Source organism: Pontibacter sp. LHS1, from assembly GCF_058932855.1.
Genome location: NZ_JBZYWF010000001.1, coordinates 995,173 through 1,016,666, shown reverse-complemented (window position 1 = coordinate 1,016,666; position 21,494 = coordinate 995,173). Strand labels below are relative to the sequence as shown.

The window sequence follows — 21,494 nt, the reverse complement described above, 5'->3', positions numbered from 1 at the left end:
AATGATGTCCAAAAATACGGTCTTTTTCGCAATGCCAAAAATTATTGCAGACTAACACGTAGCTGTACTCCACCTTCCGACACACTGTTACGGAACGAAGTAGAAATTTTAGGGTCGGACACGGTGCGCAGCAGGTAGAACTGGATGTTCACGCGCTGGCTCAGGACATAATCCACGGTTGGCCGCAGCTGCACCTGGCGGGTACCATTTGTGATCTGGTTCTGGCTGATCTCGTTGCCCTGATCGTCCTGCGCAATGGCCCGCTGTACGGTCTGGTTGTCACGCACCGACATGTCCATGCGCACGGTTAGTTCATTCTCCAGCGTGCGTCGCTCACCACCGATCCGGAAAGGTATACGGAAGTTCGTGGTGCTATACCCGAAGCCGAAGGTATAGTCCTTCACGTTAGTCTCGGTTACCTGGGCGTTGGTGAGGTTAAGCGACAGGTTACGCTCCAGTCTATACCCGATGCGACCGGTCAGGTTGGTGTTGGTACGGAAGTTCACGCCTAGCAACTCCAGTCGCTCCTGTACTGTGAGTTGGTTTACGATATAGTACGGAATCAGCTGCCCAAACTCGTTGGTACGGGTTGGGTAGTCACCCGGACTGTTCTCGTAAGCCAGCGAAGTGGTGAAGCTGGTCACGTTGTAAGTGGAGTTATACGAGTGCGTCAGGTTGACCTGGCTGAACCAGCGTTTGAAGAAGGCAAGCTGCGACAGGCCATTGTAATCGATGCGCCAGTTAGGTATAGGCATCCGCTTGACAGGATTGCCGCCTTTGGCCTGGAAACCACTGGCATCACGCCCCTGGTAAGCGTACAGGAACGACTGCAGGAGCACGTCCTGCGAGTTCAGGGTATAGCCTGAGTCACCGGCTGCCGCATTGGCATTGGTGAGGCGCTCACGTATCTCGTAGCGGTTACGGATAAAGTTGTCAAAAGCAGCCGAAGTGCCCCCCGCAGTAGACTCGAACATAGTGCCCAGTGCTAAGAAGGAAGTACTGAATGAACCGGTGTTGATCGGGTTCTGGCGCTCGTTCACAGTGCCAATGTTGCCGAAATCATCAAACTGCTTGCGGTAAAACACCTCCTGTATTTCGGACATGTTGCGCCGTGCGTCGAGCTGCAGGTTAAAGTTGCGGAACGGCTCCATGTTAGCTCTGGCCGTCAGCGTCTCAGTATTGATGCCGCTGAAAGGCGTGTTCAGGTACTGACTACTGTCGGTATACCAACCGTTAGTGAAGGCACGGTTATACAATTCATCCAGGTCATACTGGCGACCGAGTACAAACGGTAGGCCTGGCGCATCAAAGCCATCGTCAAAGCCAAACATTTTGGTACGCGGCAGATAGCCGGGCATCATGGTGCCCTGGTTTTGCAGGTATGTGAAGTTCACCGAGCGGGTCATCATCAGGAAGCGGGCCAGTCCCTTAGCAAACTTCATCTCCGATTGCTTACGGACAGCTGTATCGCCTGGTGCCGGTACAGGTGGTCTGCCTTGCTGCGGCGTCGGGCTGTTTACGTCTTTCAGGAACTTCACCTTGTTGTAGAGCTTCACCATATCAAAGCGGCCGTTCACGCTAAACTCGGTGTTGTTCTCAGCCGTGTTACCCAGTCGGAAAGGCGCGTCCTGGTTCAGGGCTGTAGAGCCTGCCGTCCAGATGTACGTAACGGCATAGCGGGTTTCGGCACCCAGCCAATCGGTGAGCGGGAATTTCTCGAAAGGCACCTTGTAGTTGGCGGCTACCAGCTGGTTGAAGTTCGTGTTACGGCCGAAGTTGCGCAGGTTGTCCCAAATCACTTTGTTCTTGTAGCGCAGCGAGTCCACATCGCGGTTGATACGATAATCCGGTTCGTCTACCACGGCACGGTTGGTAGCAGTGTAGTCCAGTGACAGGCTCTTGCTGATGTCCCACTTCAGGTCGTAGATGCGGTTGAAGAAGAAGTATTTCTGGAACACTGGCTCTATACCTCTGGAGGTGATCAGGCCGGAACCCGGATCGCGGCGCTGCAGGAAGGTCTCGTTATACCTACGGTCGAGGTCGGCGCGGAAGGCAAAGCGGCTTGGTAGCGGCGTAAAGTTCAGGTCTTTGATCAGGCGCATGTACGGCGATTTCAGTCGTTCGCTTTTGGCGAAGAACTCGTAGTTGCGCGGTGTGTTGGTATAGGTATAGGCCACCGCTCCTGTATAGGTGCGGGTAAAGTCGCGATCCGTCTCAATGTTGGTGAACAAGCGCTCAGCGTAGGAGTAGGAGAAGGACAGGTTCTCCACGTCGTACGGACGCACCTTGGCCTCCGGATTCGTCCGTTCTTTTCGGACATTCAGCAAGCTCACACTTTTCCGGGTCTCTCTGGTGCTCACTTCCCGCCTGTACTCGCGCTGCGCTTCGTCTGTCTCATACCTGGTCAGCGACTGCTCCAGCGGCACATCTTTGTCGAGCGGGTCAAACTGCGGGGCACTGTTCATAGTGCCGTACTGCACCGATACCGGTACTTTTATACCCAGCTTTTCTGGCAGGAATTTGTCTGCCACAATGTTGGCACTTACGTCAAATACGGCGGTGTTTTCGCGGGCTCGCTGGGCGATCTTCTGCTGCAGGGCTCCAAAACCGATGGTGGTGTAGCTACCGGTTGCCGTGATGTTGGCAAAGTCGGCCAGTTTGGTGTTGAGGCGGGCGTTCGCAGCCCAGCCTGAGTTGTTCCGGAAGTCCGTCACACGCAGCTCGTTCACCCAAATGCAGACCGATTGCGGACGCGCATCTTCGCCCGGTACAGTAGGGTTACGCACACCGATCATCACACTCTGCACTTCACTGAAATCCGGGTTACCTACCACACGGATCATCTTGCCGCCTTCGAGCATTACTTCGAAAGGACGTCGGTTGTCCCAGCCACCGATAGTTCTGTTGCGCTCTACCTTTGCGTTTACAAAGTCTTCCAGGGCAACATCAATCTCATTTTCAGCAAGCCAAATACCTTCGCGACTGGTGGTGCCAAGCGGCGTGAGCTTAAGCGGCACCACGTACTCGTAGTAGTTCTGAGTATAGTCTGTACCAATTCGCACAAAGGCCTGCACATCATCATCACGGGTATTCGGGTCGCGGGTCTGGGCATGCAGGAACAGCTTGAGGCGCTTGTAGATCAACATGTCGATGGACAGGTTCTTGTACACGGCCTTGGAGAAAGAGTCTTTCAGGTCCTCCACGCATAATTGCATGGCCTGCTCATTCTGGCGGCGGTTGTTGGTCGCGGCATAGTCGCGCAGACGCTCTATGCCTGGCGGCATCACATAAGGGATGATCGTTTCGTCATTTGCGGTTTCACCATTCTCCTCCACGTTCACTGTCGATACTGTAAACGAGCGGGCATCGTCCGTACAATTCAGGCAAGGATTACCATCGGTGATCGGCTGCAGGAAGGTACGCCACTGGTTCGCCACAAACTGGAACTGCACAAAGCGAAGCACCACCGGGTCGGCAAACTCGGTCATGTACATACGCATGAAGCGGATCGACTTAAAGCCGCTGATATTACCCACATTGCCCGTTGGCTGACGTACCGGCACGCGGAACTGGTACCAGGTTACATTGTCACCCGTTCTGGGCTCCACGATCTTGTCCACGATGTAGTTCTGGCCCACGTTCATTTCACCCGGCTGCAGTCGGATCTTATACTCGTAGTACTGCTCCAGGTCGCTGATCACGTTGTCGCGGTTCAGGTCTTCCTTGTCCGGGAAAGCATAGTTAGAGAAGCGACTCTGCTCCGGTGAGTTGCCCTCCATGCCGTTAAAGCGCTTGTAACGCTCCAGAATGCCGGCGTTCTGCTGGTCGTAGCTTTCATCAAGGTGATGCAGGAAGTTGTCGGCAGAAGGGTCGGAGAGGACATTCTGCGGTGCTCCGCCAGGTATACGACCCAGGAAAGTGTTCTGAAAAAATTCACGCTCTGCGTTATCACCTAAACCATCCAGCCCTATATCCTGGAAGGCACGGGCTCCAGGCACAGCCGAAAATGCATCTGTCAGGAACTGCTGCGTTGTTACACGACCCCATTCGGTGGTTTGCAGGTTTTGGTTATCGGTAGCGGAGGTTGGCAGGCCGTTTTCAAAGGAGTAGCGGTTGTCTTTCAGGATATCCTCCGACACATTACCTAAGTTGATGACAAGTTCACCGCCTTCGTTGCTCACGATCGGGTTGCCGTTCGCATCTTTTCGTCCGTTCGGTCCTGTCAGGAAGGGATCCATCAACCAGAACTCCACATACTCCACGTTGGCATTGTCAAAGTCTGTGTCGAATGTGATCTCACGGCTTATACCGCCCCAGTTTTTGCGTGGGTCGCCCTGCAGCCTGCCCTGTGCGTCCAGGTTCGGGTTGTAGTTGTACTGCCCGCGTTCCCGTGGGTAGTAGGCCATGTCGAAGGTATACTCGTAGGCGTTGGCAATCTCACGGTCACGGCCCGGGAATACCTCATAGCGAGGCACAGGGCGCACGTAATGGTTCCTTAGTTCCTCGTCGTTGATATTACTTGGCCGCAGGCCTTCGCTGTCGCGGTAAAAAATCTGGTCGATGGTATACCAGGCCACACGGGCACGGTTGTAGCCGTAGCTCAGGTCGTCGCCTTGCGCCAAGGGGGCAGGAGTGGCTGCTAATCGCCAGGTTGTGTTGTTGAAGCCGCCCAAACTGAATGGCGTTTCGGCTCCTTCAAAGTCATCCAGGTATGAGGTGCCGTCCTCGTTCACCGGCGACTTGGACGGAGATGGCACCAGGTGCGCAAACTCACCGCTGAAGGTCACGCTCGACGGCACTTTGGTCTGGATGAACGGTATCATGTCCGTCATCTTTGTCAGGAAGCGTGACTCTCTGTTGAAGTTCACATCCAGACCATAGATCGTGTTGTTGGTTGGCTCGTCGCCGATGCTTACGCGGTTGATGTAAGGCCTTTCGTTCAGGTGTAGCACCGTACCACCCAGGTTCAGGTCGTTGTTCACGCGGTAGTCGAAGCGGGCGCCCAGCAAGGTGCGGGGTTGTATGTTGAGCAGTTCGGCCTTCTCGTAAGTCACGCGCAGGTCACTGGCCGATGCCATGTAGCTTGGGTTCAGGATCTTGATGCGGCCCAGGTCATAGAACACCTGGTAATCGGTGCCTTCCTCGAGGCGTGTACCACCCGAGTATACCGCCACCGAACCCTCGGCAATGCGGAAGCCTGGCAGCATGATCTCATCTGTAGAGCTGGCCTGGAAACGACCTTTGAGGAAGAACTTCGCCTTCAGTGTGTTCTGCTGCGCATCAGTTTGGGTTTGTTCATAGAGTTCCTGGAATACGTAACGTTCGATCAGATCCTGCCGCCCTTCAAATTGGCTGGCCAGGTATGAGCCAAACGGCTCCACGACAGGGAAGATGATGCGCCCTGTCTCGGGGTCAATCGTTATACCTTCCAGGAAGTCAAAATTGCCGTCGCGGGGTTTGTCATTGTTCGTGTTCACATTGTCGAGGTTGAACACCTCGATCAGCGGTGTGTTCTGGATCGGGCTCGGCTCTTTTAAGCTGGTGATATCAACGCCCGTCTCGTCATCTTTGTAAACGATCTGTAGCTGGAAGTTCTGGCGGTTCACCTGTGTCGCATCCAGGCTGTAGACGTTCTTCATCATCAGGTCCCAGGTCGGATACTCCAGCGCCGGGTTGGTCGCCTTCAGCAACTTCATGTGGATCACCTGGTCATCGCGCAGGTTCTGGTAGTCTTCCATCAACTCACCTACCTTGTAGGTCTGGCCGTTGTAGGTATACTCAAAGGCTACACCCAGCACCTGGTCAGGCAGTAGGGCGGTGGTAAGCGAGATGTAACCTAACTGCGGGTTGAACTTGTACTCTCGCGGGTCCAGCCTGCGGGCACGCACATGCTCAAAGTCAATGGCTTTCTGCAGACCCAGGCTCCTCAGGTATGCGTCTACCTGGTCGTTGTTACGGGCGCTGGGGTTGTTGGAGATCAGGCCATACAGGGCGTTCGCATTGTTAGCGGCCGGAGCCAGTGGGTTTCGTTCAAACTGATCTCTGAAAGGGTCAGCCTCGCCCAGGTCCATGTAAGCGACCATGTTACGCAGGTTTTCGGTGCTGCGGTTGTTGTTGGTCACGTACAGCTCCAGGCGGCGGATCACAATGCCGGAGTTCACCAATGGCAGGTTCTGCAACGTGCGGTCGTAGCGGCCCCGGAAGAACTGTGACAGGAAGAAGTGACGATCACGGTCGTAATTGTCTGCCCTGATCTCGAATGGCTTATTTTGCGCTCCGTTCTGAATCACCACCTCGTCGTTGCGTCCGCGCACGTTGGCGGCGATGGTGGTTACGCCCAATCGGCCGAACTGCAGCTGTGTTTTTAGACCGAACAGGTTCTGGGCACCGGTGATCAGCGAGTTGTTGAGCGGCAGACTCACGTTACCGGCCTCTATCTTGCGGATGATCTCCTCCTCAAAACCGGTATAGTCCAGCTTCATGTTGTTCTCAAACTCGAAGTTGGCGTTGTTATCCCAGTTGAAGTTCAGGCGCATTTTCTCACCGATCTTACCCACCAGGTTGAGCGAGATGTTCTGGTCGAAATCAAAGTCACCGGTACGCTGCTGACGAAGGGGTATAGACGGGTTCTCGTTGCGGTTAAAGCGTGCTCCAAACTTCAGGTTGACGTTACCGTTCGGCTGAATGTCCACAAAATTGCCTCCGAACACACGGTCAAACACCGGGCTGATGTAGATCTTGGGTACCAGGCGGCGACCGCTTACTACGCTTTCACCATCCAGCCCAGCGGACTTGCTGCGCCAGTAGTCGCGGATGGCCTGTTGGCGCTGGTAGCGTGAGTACTCCTCCCACGACATGGTGGAGGGCAGACGGTAATCCAGTTCGCCCATGCGCTCGTTGATGTTGTACTGCTGCAGGCTATCGTCAAGCTGTATCTCAAGCTCAATGTTGGACGGCTGGCCCAGCAGCAGGGGCGAGGAGCTTGGTCGGGTACCAAAAGGATTCCCAAGCCGATCGCTCGGCGTAAAAGTCGGGCGGCGGCTTGGGATGTAAGGTTGGAGCCGGGCAGAGTCCTGCGGAATGGTATCCTGTTGGAAAAAATCTGAAAAAATAAGGGTTTGAAACCTGCTGTGTGAGCGCAATGCTGCGGCCTGCGACCACCATGCCAGCATAGTGATAGCAGCAACCGTAGCAAACAGCAGGCTGTTTTTTTTACTTTTCCAGATCAAGTTGGGCTCTACCGATTAAGAAGACTTTAAGGCAAATTTTATTAGTTCCTCTACGCTCAGGCTTCTGTCTTCGCGCTTGATGATTGCATCGAGCGTTTTCTCTGCCACGTTTTTGGCAAAGCCTAGTGTAACTAAAGCTGATAACGCTTCTGCACGTACTGTATTGTGTGCAGAAGCCGGAACTGCTGTGCTACCAGCCAGCATGGTTTCTTTCTTTATTTTATCTTTTAATTCCAATATGATGCGCTGCGCGGTTTTAGCCCCGATACCCTTCACATGCTGGATCGTGCGCACATCCTCCCGCACAATGGCCTGCTGCACCTCGTCTACCGAAAGTGAGGACAAAATCATCAGGCCTGTGTTGGGACCTACACCCGAAATAGAGATCAGGTGCAGGAAAGTATCCTTTTCGGCAGCCGTCGTGAAGCCATACAAGGTATGGGCATCCTCTTTGATGTGCAGGTAGGTATGCAGCTTGCAGCGCTCTCCCTCAGGCAGTGAAGAGTACGTGCTAAGGGAGATCTTGATCTGGTAGCCTATGCCATTGACATCTACGATGACATAGGTCGGATCTTTCACAGCAAGCTTACCGTCAATGTACGCAATCATCTATATATGTTTATTATTATAGTTTTGAGCATCTACGACAGCAATGGACACCATGTTAACGATTTCACGGATGGAGCTGCCCAATTGTAGAATATGCACAGGTTTGCGCATACCCATCAGCACTGGTCCAATTGCCTCAGCACCACCTATTTCCTGTAGCAGTTTATAGGCAATGTTGCCTGATGTCAGGGTCGGGAAAATAAGTGTATTCGCTCCTTTATCAGCCAGTTCGCTAAATGGATAATGCTCTTTTAGCAGGTGGCGGTTCATAGCCGTGTTCGCCTGCATTTCACCATCTATCAGCAGGTCCGGGTAGCGCTGCTTTGCTTTGCGCACCGCCTCGGCGCCTTTGTTAGGTATATCACCCTGTACCGAACCGAAGTTAGAGTATGACAAGACAGCCATACGCGGCTCGGTGTCGAAGAAACGAACAGCACGGGCAGTCAGGCCAATGATGTCCACCAGTTCGTCGGCAGTTGGGTTCACGTTCACGGTGGTGTCGGCGAAGAAGTACGGCTCTTTTTTGTTCAGGATGATGTACATGCCCGCTACCTTGTTAATGCCTTCTTCCACTCCAATGATCTGCAGCGAAGGGAGAATAGTCTTAGAGTAGTCCCGGGTGAGACCAGAGATAAGTGCATCCGCTTCGCCTGTCTCCAGCATCATACTGCCGAAGTAGTTGCGGTCACGCATCTGGCGACGGCTGTCAAACAAGGTTAGGCCTTTGCGCTGCCGCTTCTGGTACAACAACTGGGCAAACTCCTCACGTTTCTCGTCTTCCTCATAAGGGTCGATGATCACACAGTCGTGCAGGTCTAGGTTGGTTTCCTCTATGATAGCAGCGATGCGGGCTTTGTTGCCCAGCAGGATCGGGTTGGCAATGCGCTGCTCCTTTACGATCTGGGCTGCCTTCAGGATCTTGTAGTGGTCTGCTTCCGCAAATACCACCGTCTTCGGATCTTTCTTCGCCTGGTTCGTAATACGGGTCATCAGCTTCTGGTCGATGCCGATGCGCTCCTGCAGTTCTGTCTCGTATGCCTCCCAATTGGTGATCGGGTGCTTGGCTACACCACTTTCTATGGCGGCCTTTGCCACCGCCGGCGATACCGTGGTAATCAGGCGTGGGTCGAGCGGCTTAGGTATAAGGTAAGTACGACCAAAAGAAATCGTGTTGTCACCATAGGCCTTGTGCACTAATTCCGGGACAGGCTCTTTGGCGAGGTCTGCCAGGGCGCGCACAGCGGCCAGTTTCATGGCTTCATTGATCTCAGTGGCACGTACATCCAGGGCGCCTCTAAAGATGTATGGGAAACCAAGTACGTTGTTTACCTGGTTCGGATGGTCTGAACGACCAGTTGCCATGATCAGGTCTTCGCGGGTTTCCATGGCCACGGCGTAGGGAATCTCCGGATCCGGGTTAGCCAGTGCGAATATGATCGGGTCCTCCGCCATCAGTTTCACCAGCTCAGGAGCCAGCACATTACCAGCAGAAAGACCGATAAACACGTCAGCACCTTCCATGGCCTCGGCCAGGGTGTTGATCTTGCGCAGCGTCACGAACTGGGCACGGTAAATATCCAGGTCGTTACGCTCCGGACGGATGATGCCGTCCTTGTCAAACATTACGATGTTATCGAGCTTAGCGCCCAGGGCTACGTATAGCTTGGCACAGGCAATGGCGGCGGCACCCGCTCCGTTCATCACAATCTGTACCTCTTCGATTCTTTTGCCAGCCAGCTCCAGTGCGTTCAGCAAAGCAGCCGCCGAAATGATGGCCGTACCATGCTGGTCATCGTGCATGAGCGGAATGTTCATCTGCTCCTTCAGTGCATTCTCAATCTTGAAGCTCTCTGGCGCTTTGATATCCTCCAGGTTAATGCCGCCGAAGGTTGGCTCCAGTGACTTTACGATGCGGATGAATTCCTCAGGGTCGGTGCAGTCGATCTCAATGTCGAATACATCTATACCTGCAAATTTTTTGAACAATACGCCTTTTCCTTCCATTACGGGCTTAGAGGCATCGGGACCAATATTTCCCAGGCCCAGTACTGCAGTACCGTTCGAGATTACCCCTACCAGGTTTCCTTTGGCGGTATATTTATAAACGTTCTCTTTGTCAGCGGCTATTTCTTTACAGGGCTCAGCTACCCCAGGAGAGTAAGCCAGAGCCAGGTCATGCTGCGTGCTCAGCATTTTAGTCGGCACTACTTCTATTTTGCCGGGCTGCCCCTGCATGTGATAGTTTAGCGCGTCCTCTTTGTTTACTTTGATCATGGTATGCGTTGTTGTGTTATCTCGTGTTTTGTTCCCTCACACTTTTAGCTTATGCCAATGAGGCTGGAGCTAAAAGCCAATTTGATAAGATTTTATGGTTTATCAAAGCTGTAATCGACAAAGATACGTCCTGAAAAATCTTCATCTAGCAGAATATTGTGTTTTTTATCAGACAGCTGAGAATCGGAAGCTGGCAACTGTGGCATATTGCAATAAATTGATAATACAGGCAGGCTATAAACGACGAAACACCCTTCAGTTGGAAGAGTGTCTCGTTGGATTTATACCTGTCAACTTAACCAAGAATCAGTTGTTGCCCAGGCTTGATTGCGCTGTTTTTGAGTTTATTCAGTTTCTTTATTTTTTCGACCGTCACCCCTTCGTGACGTTGGGAAATAGTCCAGAGTGTGTCGCCTGGCTGTACATGATAAACGCGCTCTTGTTGAGTTTTACTTTGAGCTGGCTTAGCTTTAGCTGGTGCGCTGGTTGCCTTGTTAGTATTGTCTCCGGCAGATGCTAACAAAGCTGGAGTTGCTTCCGGAGCAGGCTTCCATACCAGTAGCTTGTCCTGCACTCTGATAGCTGTGCCATCCAATTGGTTCCACTCCTTCAGGTCTTCTATCGTGACACCATGTTTGCGGGCAATAGCATACAGGTTGTCGCCACGCTGCACAACATAGGTAGCTTGTACCAGGCTATCCTTTTGCGCTACCGGGATTGCTGCGGCGAGCATCACTGGAGCTTCAGTTGGCATGGTCTGCCTTGCAGGAGGAGGCGTTGGGGCTGCAGCCATTAAAATACAGCTTTGTTCAGCAGCCAGTAACTTGGCAGCCTGTGCAGGAATACGCAACTTGTAATTGCGCATAGAGGCAGGAAGCGTCGTCTGCTTTAGCTCGGGGTTTAAAGCCACCAAAGCCATTGAGTCTACATGAAGTTCGGTAGCCAGTTTTTTCAAGTCCAGCGCCTGGTTTACTTCCAGGTAGGTGTAGTCAGGTGCATAGAGGATGGAGTCAGAGAAGATATTATGCTCCGGCGCATACTTCATGGCGTAGATCACGGCTGTCATGGAAGGTACGTAGCTGCGTGTTTCCTTTGGCAGGTATGGGAAGATTTCCCAGAACGTCTTTTTACCACCGCCTGCTCTTCTGATCGCTTTGTTTACATTGCCTTGACCACAGTTGTAGGCAGCCATGGCTAGTTCCCAGTCTCCATACGTGCGGTAGAGTCTGCTCAGGAAACGCATCGCCGCATCCGTAGACTTCTCTATGTCCATGCGCTCGTCAATGTACTGGTCCTGGTCCAGACCGTACTCTTTACCGGTAGATTTAATGAACTGCCAGGGGCCAACCGCACCTGCCCATGAGGCGGCTTTCGGGTTCAGACCAGACTCTACAATAGAAAGGTACTTGATGTCCTGCGGCATGTTGTACTTCTTCAGGTACTTCTCATAGATAGGGAAATACACATTTTCGCGGGAAATCATGGTGCGCGTATACTTTCTGTTACGGACAGTGAAGTAGTCGATGTGGTTGCGCACAAATTTATTAAACACCAGCGGAATGTCAGCCTCAATACAGCTCAGCCTGTCCTGTATCACTTCGTCGGGCTCATACGGGATGTACTCCACGAGCAGGGCCATTTCCTCTTCAGAAAGGAAGGTGGTATCTGCTTTTAGTTTTCTTAAAGAATCCTCTGCTGTGTGCCTTTCGAACCTGATCGTATAGCCAGAAGCCTGGGCATGGAGAGCCCATATACTTCCAGCCAGTGCTGCAAGTACTGTAAAGAGTCTAAACTGCATCATTATATTTTATGCTTCAACGGTTAGCTTGTCCAGTATGTAATTCGAGAAAGCAAGCAGTTGCGGCTCCTCAAATGAGCGGGTCATTAATTGCAACCCGATGGAAAGGCCATTGGCATCGCGACCTACCGGAATAGAAATGGCAGGAACACCAGCTAGCGAGGCCTGAACCGTAAAGATGTCAGCCAAATACATGGCCAACGGATTCGCCGTATTCTCCTCTAGCCTGAAGGCTGTAGTAGGAGCGGTAGGCAATATAAGAAAATCATAATTTTGCAGCAACTCGTCCGTCTTCTCTTTTATGAGACGACGCACACGCTGTGCCTTGGTATAGTAGGCGTCGTAGTAGTCGGCGCTCAGCACAAAGGTGCCCAGCATGATGCGGCGCTGTACCTCCGGACCAAAGCCCTCGGCACGCGTTTTTTTGTAAAGGGAGGTAAGATCGGTTGCGTTCTCGCTGCGGTAGCCATACTTTACCCCATCAAAGCGACCCAGGTTTGAGCTGGCTTCTGCTGTGGTGAGGATATAGTAAGTTGGCACCATGAAGTCCAGGTATGGGAACTCTACGGCTTCTACCTGGTGACCTGCGTCTTTGAGCATATCTTTCACGCCCAGGATGCTTTCTTTTACCTCGGCGTCCAGACCTTCGCTTTCGAAGCAGTCGCGGATATAGCCAATCTTGTACTTTTTGTCTGAATCCAGCATCTGGCTGTAAGCCGGCACCGGGCGGTGGCTTACTGTGCTGTCATACTCGTCGCTACCAGCCATTACTTCCAGTAGCAAAGCAGCGTCTTCTACACTCTTCGAAATGATACCGATCTGGTCGAACGAAGAGGCATAGGCGATCAGGCCATAGCGGGAAATGCGCGAGTAAGTAGGTTTTAGGCCCACCACGCCGCAGAAAGAAGCTGGCTGGCGAACAGAGCCACCTGTGTCAGAACCGATCGAAGCCAGGCATAGGTCTGCCTGCACCGCTACGGCTGATCCACCGGACGAGCCACCCGGTACGCGGGTTGTATCGTCGGCATTCAGGGCAGGGCCGAATGAAGAGTTCTCGTTAGAGGCCCCCATCGCGAATTCGTCACAGTTCTGGCGACCGATGATAATGGCATCTTCTGCAAGCAGGCGCTGCACAGCCGTAGCCGTGTAGAGTGACTTAAAGCCGTCGAGAATCTGGCTGGATGCCTGCAGGGAGTGACCTTCGTAAGCCAGTACGTCCTTTAGGCCGATTACCATACCTGCCAGCTTGCCGGCATGGCCTGAAGCGATTTTCTTGTCTACGGCGTCAGCCTGGGCAAACGCCTCCTCCTCGAATATCTCCAGGAAGGCGTTTAGCTCAGGCTTCTGCTTAATATTATGAAGGTAGTGCTCTACCAGCTGTCTGCACGAAATTTGCCCGTTGGCAATGTCGCTGCGAATGTCACGAAGTGAGTGGTATGGTTTCAAACTATTCAGGCTTTTTTATGTCCTTGATGGAGCGTTCAAGCTCGTTCTGGATTTCGTTTTTGGCATCGTTAAAGCTACGGAGACCGCGGCCGGCAGAACGTGCCATGCCTGGAAGTTTATCGGCGCCAAAAAGCAGGAGTACTGCGGTTAGTACAACAAGTATTTCTCCTCCTCCCAGGTCTGCCAGGAAGAGGAGAATTGCACTAAGTATCATAAAGCGTTATGCCGGAAATTACTTTACAGGAGTATCCTTTGTTGAGTTTTCCAGATCGTCTTTGATCTCTTTGGTCGCATCTCTAAACTCGCGGATACCACGGCCCAGACCTCTTGCAAGCTCTGGAATGCGCTTTGCTCCAAAAAGAAGCAGAATCACCACAAGGATCAGGATCAGCGAACCGCCCCCAATGTTCTGGATAAATGCTAGTGTGTTGGTAAGTACCATAGTCTTAAAATTTTAAGATGAATTGCTGCAAAAATAAAGCTTATATTTTAATTAAACCCACATTTGGCTACATTAGTTTACCAGCATGTCAATATCTTGAAATTCGCGATGGAGGTGCATTAACGGGGACAATAATAATGTTATCGGGCTCTTTGCAGGTAGGTTGCAACTTCACACAGCAGGAGGCGTATAGATTGGCAAATAAATTTCAGATTTTTCTGCAGGAACAATGTTCTTGAGCTATTTTGGCATGTCTTTTTCCCAAAATGGAAAAATGATTTCCTGTAGAGGGAAAAATGTGATCCTGTGACACAGATCTTAAGGCTGATAATCAATTAGTTGGTGCTTTTGGTATTTTTGGCAAGCTACTTGTAATATGCCTTACGCAGCCGAATTGCACTGAATCACCCAACCGGGGTAGAAATGAAGCCGCAATCTAAGAAAAAAACAAAATATTAAGTTTTTTTAATCTTCTGTTTGCAAGTGTAATTTAAAGGTTGTAAATTAATCCTAGAAATTTAACACCGTACTTCCATACTGGGAGAAAGTGTCTAAATATAATTTTAAGTTTGTTTTCATAGCTTGGAAAGGCACCCTGCTTTGTAGGGTGTTTTTTCTTTATAGGGGGTATAGAAAGTGAACTTGCAAAGTAATTAGAAGCAAAAAAGCGCAGCGGACACCTTAAATGGTAATCCGCTGCGCTTTTTTTGTGTCAGGTATAACAGGAGGTCTACTTTGGTCTGATCCAGCTTTCAGGGTTCAGATTGGTGTTGTTTTTCCAAAGCTGGAATTGAAGTTCAGTTGTGCCATTGGCATCCGTGTACACCGTGCCGATTACATCTTTCGGCTTGACATCCTGTCCCTCTTTAACACTGACTGTACGTAGCTTGGCATATACCACAAAGTACTCTCCGTGCTGCACCATCACAATGTTGTTCATGCCTGGTACGCTGGCTACTGTTAATACTTTGCCTTCAAATATAGCACGCGCAGGTTCTCCCTGGCTGGTTTGTATGTCGATGCCATTGTTTTGAGTGACCACACCCTTCAGCACCGGGTGGTTGTGGCGACCGAATTTCTGGGATATAAAACCTCGGTCTACTGGCCATGCGAGACGTCCCTTGTTGCCAGCGAACGATGATGAGATAAGCGCCGCTTCCGGGGTGAGCGTGATCTTGCTGGCACTTCCGCTGGTGGCACGTCCTTCTTCACGGGCGGCTCTGGCGGCACGCGCCATTTCTTCCTTCACAATATCAGCGATCAGGTTATCGAGCTTTTTAACTGCCTGCTGGCGCTGGGCTACCTCTTTCTTGAGTTGCTCTTCCTGCTTGCTGAGCTTCTGGATCATGCCATCCTGCTGTGTGCGTAGCGACAGTAGATTCTTATTTTCTACCATCTGCTTGTCAAGCAGACTGCGTTTCTCTTCGCGCTGTGATTCCAGTGTGCGCAACTGGCCGGTGAGGGCAATCTGTACCTTGTTGATTTGCTCTACCTGTTTCTTGCGGGCCTTAGAGTACTGCTGCAGATAACGCAGTCGGCGTACCATTTGGTTAAAAGAGTCGGCGGCAAACACAAACATGAGCTTGTTGTAGCTGTTGGCAGTTTTAGAGGCAGCGTATACCATGGTGGCATACTCGGCCTTCAGGCTTTCGAGGTCGGCCTGAAGTTCACCTACTATACCTTCCGTTTCCTTCATACCCGATTCCAGCAGTTTTATTTCGCGTGAAATGGTATTGATAACTCCCTTCTGTACAGAGATTTTTTCCTGAATGGCATTAAGCTGGCCAATAGAAGCTTCCTTCTGCACCTTGGTCTGCTGCAGAATGCGGTTCGCTTCTTTAATACGGTTTAGGTTTTCCTTTTTCTCTTTTTCGAGCTGCGCCTTCGACTTTTGTTTCTGGGCTTGGGTAATCAGCGGCAACAGCAGGACAAGAAAGAAAAAGGCTGATTTGTAAAGGGCCTTCATCAGAAATAGGGGTATACTACACTTAGCTTACAAATATGGCAAAACTAAATGGCCCGAACCAGAACCCCGAAGATTTTATTCGGCTAAAGGCGCTTGTAACCAGAAGGAACGCTAAAGGGAAACTCCAGCACTTCGTCAGAAACGGTGACTTTGCTGTGGTTCATATTGAAATCGGAAATTTGCCCTGACTGCAGGATCTGGGCCAGCATATTGTATGCAAAAGGGACTTTACCCAAAGGCTGAAAGCCCTCATACTGTACCACAATGCTATTGCCGGAAAGCTGGTCTTTTACGTTAAGCTGCTGCAGCTTCAGATTTTCGGAACTAATGAAGTAATCAAAGAGCAGGTTCTGGCGCAGCTGCTGCACATGCTGCATCTGCCCCTGATTGGTGGCTTTTTCGGAGCCGTTGGCCTGGTAGTTGCCCAGCAGGATGGCCTGCACTACCTGAAAGTCGAGTGCTACGTTAAAGCGCTTGCTAAGGAAAGCATAATCAGTGGCGGCGTACTCGCGCTGGATGCGGTTCATCATGTACACGGAGTCAGGTGTCAGCTTGATGCGGGCAGCTTCTATACCTAGCCCCGGCAGCACCGAGATCCAGATCACGCTGTCTTTCTGCATACGCAGGGCATAACCTGACGAAGTACTCTGGCCTTTGTCATCAAACTTAAGCTGGCCACGGGCATTCAGGTAAGTGAATTCCAGATTTTGGACAGTGACATTGCCAACTGTTTCAGTGGCGACGGTTGCGGCAGAAGGGATCGTTTCTTTTTTGCAGGCGGAAAACAGGACTATGCTCAGCAGGCATAGCAGGAGCTGTTTATTCATAGAGTTTCTTTTCTTTTATCTTTCTGTCAAGGAAAGCGGAGGCTTCTCCCTTTAGCTTGGCTTTTTCCCACTGCCTGACAGCCTCGTCACGCTTGCCGAGTTTGAACAGCACATCGCCGTAATGCTCTACAATGGTAGCGTCCTCGGAATAGGCGATGGCCTGCTCCAGGTATTTCAGGGCGCCCTCATAGTCTTCCATCTTGTACAGCACCCAGGCGTAGGTATCCAGGTAGGTGGGATTAGCGGGATGTTTCTCTACCAGCCGGCCAGCCATGGCTTTGGCTTTGGGCAGTTGCTCCCCGCGCAGCGACAAAAAGTAACTGTAGTTATTGAGCACATGCTCATTGTCAGGATCGTGCGAAAGAACAGCCTCATACGCCTCGTCTGACTTCTTGTAGGCTTTCATGGAGTTGTAGGCATCCCCTAACTGGGCATTGAACTGCGCCACCAGCTCAGGCTCGCTCGCTGAAAGGCGCTTGCCATGTTCCAGGGACTTAGCAGCACGGTCAAAGTTTTTCTCAATCAGGTGGCCGGTGCCGTTGTAGAACCAGAACACAGCCTGATTCGGGAATAGCTCCAGTGCCTGTTCGGAGTGCTGCACCAATTCTCCTGATTCGCCCAACTCAGCATCAAGCAATACGATCTGTTGCCAAATCTTAAAGTGGGAGTCATCCAGCTTTACAGCCTTGATATAATTGCCCCGGGCAGATTCTTTTTTGCCGATGATCGTCTGCAGGTCACCCGCCACAGCATAAGCTTTCGCCTCCTCAGGATGCGACTCTATGGTGAGGTCAGCCAACTCCAGGGCTATACCTTCAATAGCTGGATTAGGCAGTTGTCTGATGAAATCTACCAGGATGCGTACTTTGGTGTCAATGTCGAGGTCAGTGCTGGCGAATGCGATCTTCACCTGGTTCTCAGACTCCTGTAAATCTCCTTTCTGGCGGTGCAGGTCAGAGAGCATCAGGTGCGCAAAGGGGTTGTTCGGCTCGATGCGTAGGGCACGGTTGAGCGTCTCGATGGCTATGTCCGGCTTTTTGCTGGCATTGTAAAGCTCAGCCTGTGCCAGCAGGTACCGGATTTCAGTTGGGTTGGCCGCAATTAGTTTTTCACCTTCAGCTAAGGCCTTCCCAATGTTTTTCTGGCGTAGGTATATCTGCTGGCGGTTCATGGAAAGCTGCTCCAGCGCACCGTACTTTTTCTCTATGCGGTCATAGGTCTTAAGCGCATCGTCATACTTGGACTGAGCCAGGTATAGCTCAGCTAAGCTGAAGAGATACTGTTCCTGGTCAGGCACATTGCGCAGCAGGTCGTTGTAAGCCTGAGCTGCCTCGGTGTATTGCTTCTGTTCGGTATACAGCTGGGCGAGCAACAGGTAGTAGTAAGGGTTTTGATTATCGTTGGCGATGGCGGCCTGAGCAAATGAAACGCCCGCTTTCGGGTTTTCCATCAACATGTAGGTTTCGGCCAGCTTATAATTGAGCGCCGCATTGCTTGGCGTTACGGCATATGCCTTCTGAAACTGACTCAGCGCCTGCTTGTAGTCCTCCAGCATAAAATATTTCATGCCCTCCAGAAACAATGCCTCGCTCAGCAGCTTTTCCTGCTCGCTGGGTTCGGGCTGCGGCGCAGGTATGGCTACCTGTGCTGTTTCGCTCTTCTCCTTACCCTTCTTTTTTTTCTTAGACTGGGCCTGGCTTTCGCCGGTCGCGACCAGTGCAAGGCAGCAAGTAGCGAGCACAATGTTTCTGAATCGGGTCATAAAATGGGTATGCTAATCTTTAAGCGTATTGTAGTCGCCAATACTCAGGTCTGACTGGCGTCCTTCATAGGAAACAAAATTACCTATCATTGAGTTTGCTATGTTCCCGTTTTTGATGGTTGACTCCTTCTGAACGATGGAATTACTCAGTACAGACTCCAATACGCTGGTGTTGTCTCCAATAGAAACGTGCGGGCCTACCACTGAATTGTGGATCACGGCATTCTCTCCGATATACACGGGGGGGATGATCACAGAATTCTGGATATCAGCCGACGCGGCTACCAAACCCTTCTCATCCTTGATATATTCTAAATAGCGTTGATTGGTGAAAACTGTTGCATTTTTATTGCCACAATCGAGCCATTCTGAGATAACGGCAGGAATAAATTTCGTGCCTTTGTTCTTCATGTTCTCCAACGCATTCGTCAGCTGGTATTCTCCCTTGTCTTTGATGTCGTTGTCAAGCAGGTACTGTAGCTCGTTGCGCAGGTATGCACCGTCTTTGAAGTAGTAGATGCCGATGATGGCCATGTCCGATACAAACTCCTGCGGCTTCTCTACAAAGTCGGTGATTTCGTTGTTTTCATTGAGTTTGATCACTCCGTAAGGACGCGGGTCCTCTACGCGCTGCACCCAGATAGTGCCGTCGGCGTTCGTGTCGAGCTGGAAGTCTGCTTTGAACAGGGTATCGGCAAAGGCCACGACTACCTTGCCCTCCAGCGAGTCCTGCGCGCACAGGATGGCATGCGCAGTGCCCAAGGCTTCTTCCTGGTAATAAATACTGCCCTTAGCACCCACTGAGGTGGCAATGGCCTTCAGGTCGCGCTCTACCTCTTCGCCGAAATGACCGATAATAAATGCCACTTCCTCGATCGGCTCGTGACATACTTTAGCGATATCTTCTACCAGGCGCTGCACGATCGGCTTGCCTGCGATAGGTATAAGTGGTTTAGGAACAGTAAGTGTGTGTGGGCGCATACGCTTGCCCATACCTGCCATAGGTACAATAATCCTCATAGCTATTAGTTTATGGATTGAAAAATGTAGCCAGACGTGTTGCCTGGCCACTATTGGTTTTGATTAATACTGTATTTTGAATGTTTGGTTTTAGCGCGCTTCAAAAAGAAGAAAAAGGCGAGCTATACCTGTGGTGGGCAGGCTACTTGGTACCCGTGCTGCCATAGCCACCGGCGCCGCGCTCAGTATCTGTCAGGACCTCAGCTTCGGCCCATGCCACACGCTCGTATCGGGCAACGATCATCTGGGCTACACGTTCCCCGTCTTCCACCACAAAGTCCTGATCCGACAAATTTACCAGCAGCACTTTGATCTCGCCGCGATAGTCTGCGTCGATAGTGCCAGGGCTGTTCACGATAGAGATGCCATATTTGTAGGCAAGTCCGCTGCGGGGTCTGATCTGCGCCTCGTGTCCTTCGGGCAGCTCAATAAACAGGCCGGTAGGTATAAGCGCACGCTGCAGTGGCTTTAGCGTAACAGGTGCTTCCAGGTTCGCGCGCAGGTCCATACCTGCCGAGTGCTCCGTCTGGTAAGAAGGGAGCGCATGCTTCGATTGGTTAATGACTTTAACCGGTAAGTTCGTCGTGTTCATCTATTAAAGATAAAGATTATTTTTTAGATAGGAAGTAGGCCCGCTCCCTGAGCCAAACCACCACCAGGAAAACGCCCGAAAGCGACAGGTGGTATGCGTGGCGCAGCCAGAAGTTCTCGATAGGCACCAGGAAGGCGGCCAGCACAAGTGCCGTGGCAAACAAGATGTACCCTAAAATGGTCTTGACAGGGTAGGGGATCGGGTAGTGCACATTGCCGAGCAGGTAAGTAGCCAGGGCCATACCTACATAGCAGATGAGCGTGGCAATGGCAGAGCCCATATAGCCCAGCACAGGTATAAGCAGCAGGTTGAAGGCAATAGTAATAGCCGCACCACCAAAACTGATGTAAGTGCCGAAGTGCGTTTTGTCTGTCAGCTTAAACCACACGGTCAGGTTGTAATAAATGCCCAGGAACAGGTTAGCCAGCAGGAGCACCGGCACGACCATCAGGCCATCATGGTACTCAGGTCCTATGAGCAGGGCAAAGTCTTCGAGGTTAGTGGAGATAAACAGGTAGATGAAGGCGCAGGCGATCACAAACCATTTCATGACCAAGGCAAAGGCTTGTGGGGATTCCTTTTCTTTAGCTTGCGAGAAAAAGAATGGCTCAGCGGCATAGCGGAAAGCCTGTATGGTGAGCGTCATGAAAATGGCCAGCTTGTAGCAGGCACTGTATATACCTACAGCCGCCATGTTGCTGGTACCCGGATAAAAGCCTTCGGGGAGATAACGCTCCAGCAGAATACGGTCGATCACCTCATTTACCATACCTGCCAGGCCCATAAACAGGAGCGGCCAGGCGTAGCGCAGCATAGGCTTAAGCTGCTCCACATCTAGTTTGAAGCGGAAGATGCGCAGCTCTTTCCACAGCATAGGTATAAGCAAGGCATTGGCCACCAGGTTGATCAGGAAGATGTAGCCTACGCCAAAGTCCGGATTATACAGGTATGTGGCGAGCGGCTGCAGGCTTTGCAGGTATTGACCTTCATAAATATGCCGCAGCAGAACCAGAAAGAACAGATTTGCGCCAACCGTGAGCAGGATGTTAGCCAGTTTGATGGACGCAAACTTAATGGCTTTGTTCTGATGCCGGAGCCAGGCGAAAGGTATAGCCACCAGCGCATCGATCGCCAGTACCAGCGCCAGCCAAACGATGTACTCACGGTGCTCTGGGTAGCCAATGTAGTTGGCAATTTCCTGAGAAAAGAGGAGCAGGATGCCCGTAAGAGCTGTGCTGCTGACCAGAATAGCACTTAATACCCGGTTATAAACTGCCTTCGGGTCTTGCTCAGGCTTGTTGGCAAAGCGGAAGAAGGCCGTCTCCATACCATAGGTATACACGATGTTGAAGAAGGCCACAAAAGCATACAGGTACGACACCACCCCATACTCTTCAGGAAGGAACACACGGGTATAGACCGGGACGAGCAAGTAGTTGAGGGCGCGGCCCACAATGCTGCTCAGTCCGTAGGCAGCGGTTTGCCCGACCAGTTTCTTGGCTATGCTCATGTGTTTGTTTTGGGGCAGG

Annotated in this window: 13 protein-coding genes; all 13 read right to left on the bottom strand. The window is 51.5% G+C overall.

The genetic code is table 11. The features are described 5' to 3' along the window. Positions 1–41: 41 nt before the first annotated feature. Positions 42–7,172 carry a T9SS outer membrane translocon Sov/SprA gene (gene sov / locus AC5FXQ_RS04300; protein ID WP_493601247.1) on the bottom strand — a complete coding sequence of 2,377 codons (7,131 nt, stop codon included), beginning with the start codon at positions 7,170–7,172 and terminating at the stop codon, positions 42–44. A 72-nt stretch (positions 7,173–7,244) separates the two neighbouring features. Further along, on the bottom strand, positions 7,245–7,838 hold the full coding sequence (gene ruvA / locus AC5FXQ_RS04295) for a Holliday junction branch migration protein RuvA (RefSeq protein ID WP_493601246.1): 594 nt from the start codon (positions 7,836–7,838) through the stop codon (positions 7,245–7,247). Then, positions 7,839–10,112 (bottom strand): NADP-dependent malic enzyme, encoded by a 2,274-nt coding sequence (locus AC5FXQ_RS04290; protein WP_493601245.1) that lies wholly within the window; start codon positions 10,110–10,112, stop codon positions 7,839–7,841. A gap of 295 nt (positions 10,113–10,407) precedes the next feature. Continuing rightward, positions 10,408–11,913 (bottom strand): lytic transglycosylase domain-containing protein, encoded by a 1,506-nt coding sequence (locus AC5FXQ_RS04285; RefSeq protein WP_493601244.1) that lies wholly within the window; start codon positions 11,911–11,913, stop codon positions 10,408–10,410. 6 nt (positions 11,914–11,919) lie between these two features. Beyond that, the gene (gene gatA / locus AC5FXQ_RS04280) at positions 11,920–13,356 is read right to left on the bottom strand and encodes an Asp-tRNA(Asn)/Glu-tRNA(Gln) amidotransferase subunit GatA (protein WP_493601243.1); all 1,437 of its coding nucleotides are present in this window, start codon (positions 13,354–13,356) and stop codon (positions 11,920–11,922) included. Between the two features lies 1 nt (position 13,357). Then, positions 13,358–13,570, bottom strand: coding sequence for a twin-arginine translocase TatA/TatE family subunit (locus AC5FXQ_RS04275; protein ID WP_007654420.1), 213 nt, complete (start codon positions 13,568–13,570; stop codon positions 13,358–13,360). An 18-nt stretch (positions 13,571–13,588) separates the two neighbouring features. Then, positions 13,589–13,798 carry a Sec-independent protein translocase subunit TatA/TatB gene (locus AC5FXQ_RS04270; RefSeq protein ID WP_007654419.1) on the bottom strand — a complete coding sequence of 70 codons (210 nt, stop codon included), beginning with the start codon at positions 13,796–13,798 and terminating at the stop codon, positions 13,589–13,591. Between the two features lie 730 nt (positions 13,799–14,528). Beyond that, positions 14,529–15,764 carry a murein hydrolase activator EnvC family protein gene (locus AC5FXQ_RS04265; protein WP_493601242.1) on the bottom strand — a complete coding sequence of 412 codons (1,236 nt, stop codon included), beginning with the start codon at positions 15,762–15,764 and terminating at the stop codon, positions 14,529–14,531. Positions 15,765–15,847: 83 nt separating this feature from the next. Beyond that, positions 15,848–16,591 (bottom strand): lipoprotein insertase outer membrane protein LolB1, encoded by a 744-nt coding sequence (gene lolB1 / locus AC5FXQ_RS04260; RefSeq protein WP_493601241.1) that lies wholly within the window; start codon positions 16,589–16,591, stop codon positions 15,848–15,850. Further along, positions 16,584–18,353, bottom strand: a complete 1,770-nt coding sequence (locus AC5FXQ_RS04255) for a tetratricopeptide repeat protein (protein ID WP_493601240.1) — start codon at positions 18,351–18,353, stop codon at positions 16,584–16,586. Before AC5FXQ_RS04255 ends, lolB1 begins: the two co-directional genes overlap by 8 nt. Before the next feature lie 12 nt (positions 18,354–18,365). After that, positions 18,366–19,373 (bottom strand): sugar phosphate nucleotidyltransferase, encoded by a 1,008-nt coding sequence (locus AC5FXQ_RS04250; protein ID WP_493601239.1) that lies wholly within the window; start codon positions 19,371–19,373, stop codon positions 18,366–18,368. Positions 19,374–19,515: 142 nt separating this feature from the next. Next, positions 19,516–19,965, bottom strand: a complete 450-nt coding sequence (gene dut / locus AC5FXQ_RS04245; RefSeq protein ID WP_196117097.1) for a dUTP diphosphatase — start codon at positions 19,963–19,965, stop codon at positions 19,516–19,518. A 16-nt stretch (positions 19,966–19,981) separates the two neighbouring features. Beyond that, positions 19,982–21,475: a lipopolysaccharide biosynthesis protein gene (locus AC5FXQ_RS04240; protein ID WP_493601238.1), complete on the bottom strand. Its 1,494-nt coding sequence runs from the start codon at positions 21,473–21,475 to the stop codon at positions 19,982–19,984. Between the last annotated feature and the right edge of the window lie 19 nt (positions 21,476–21,494).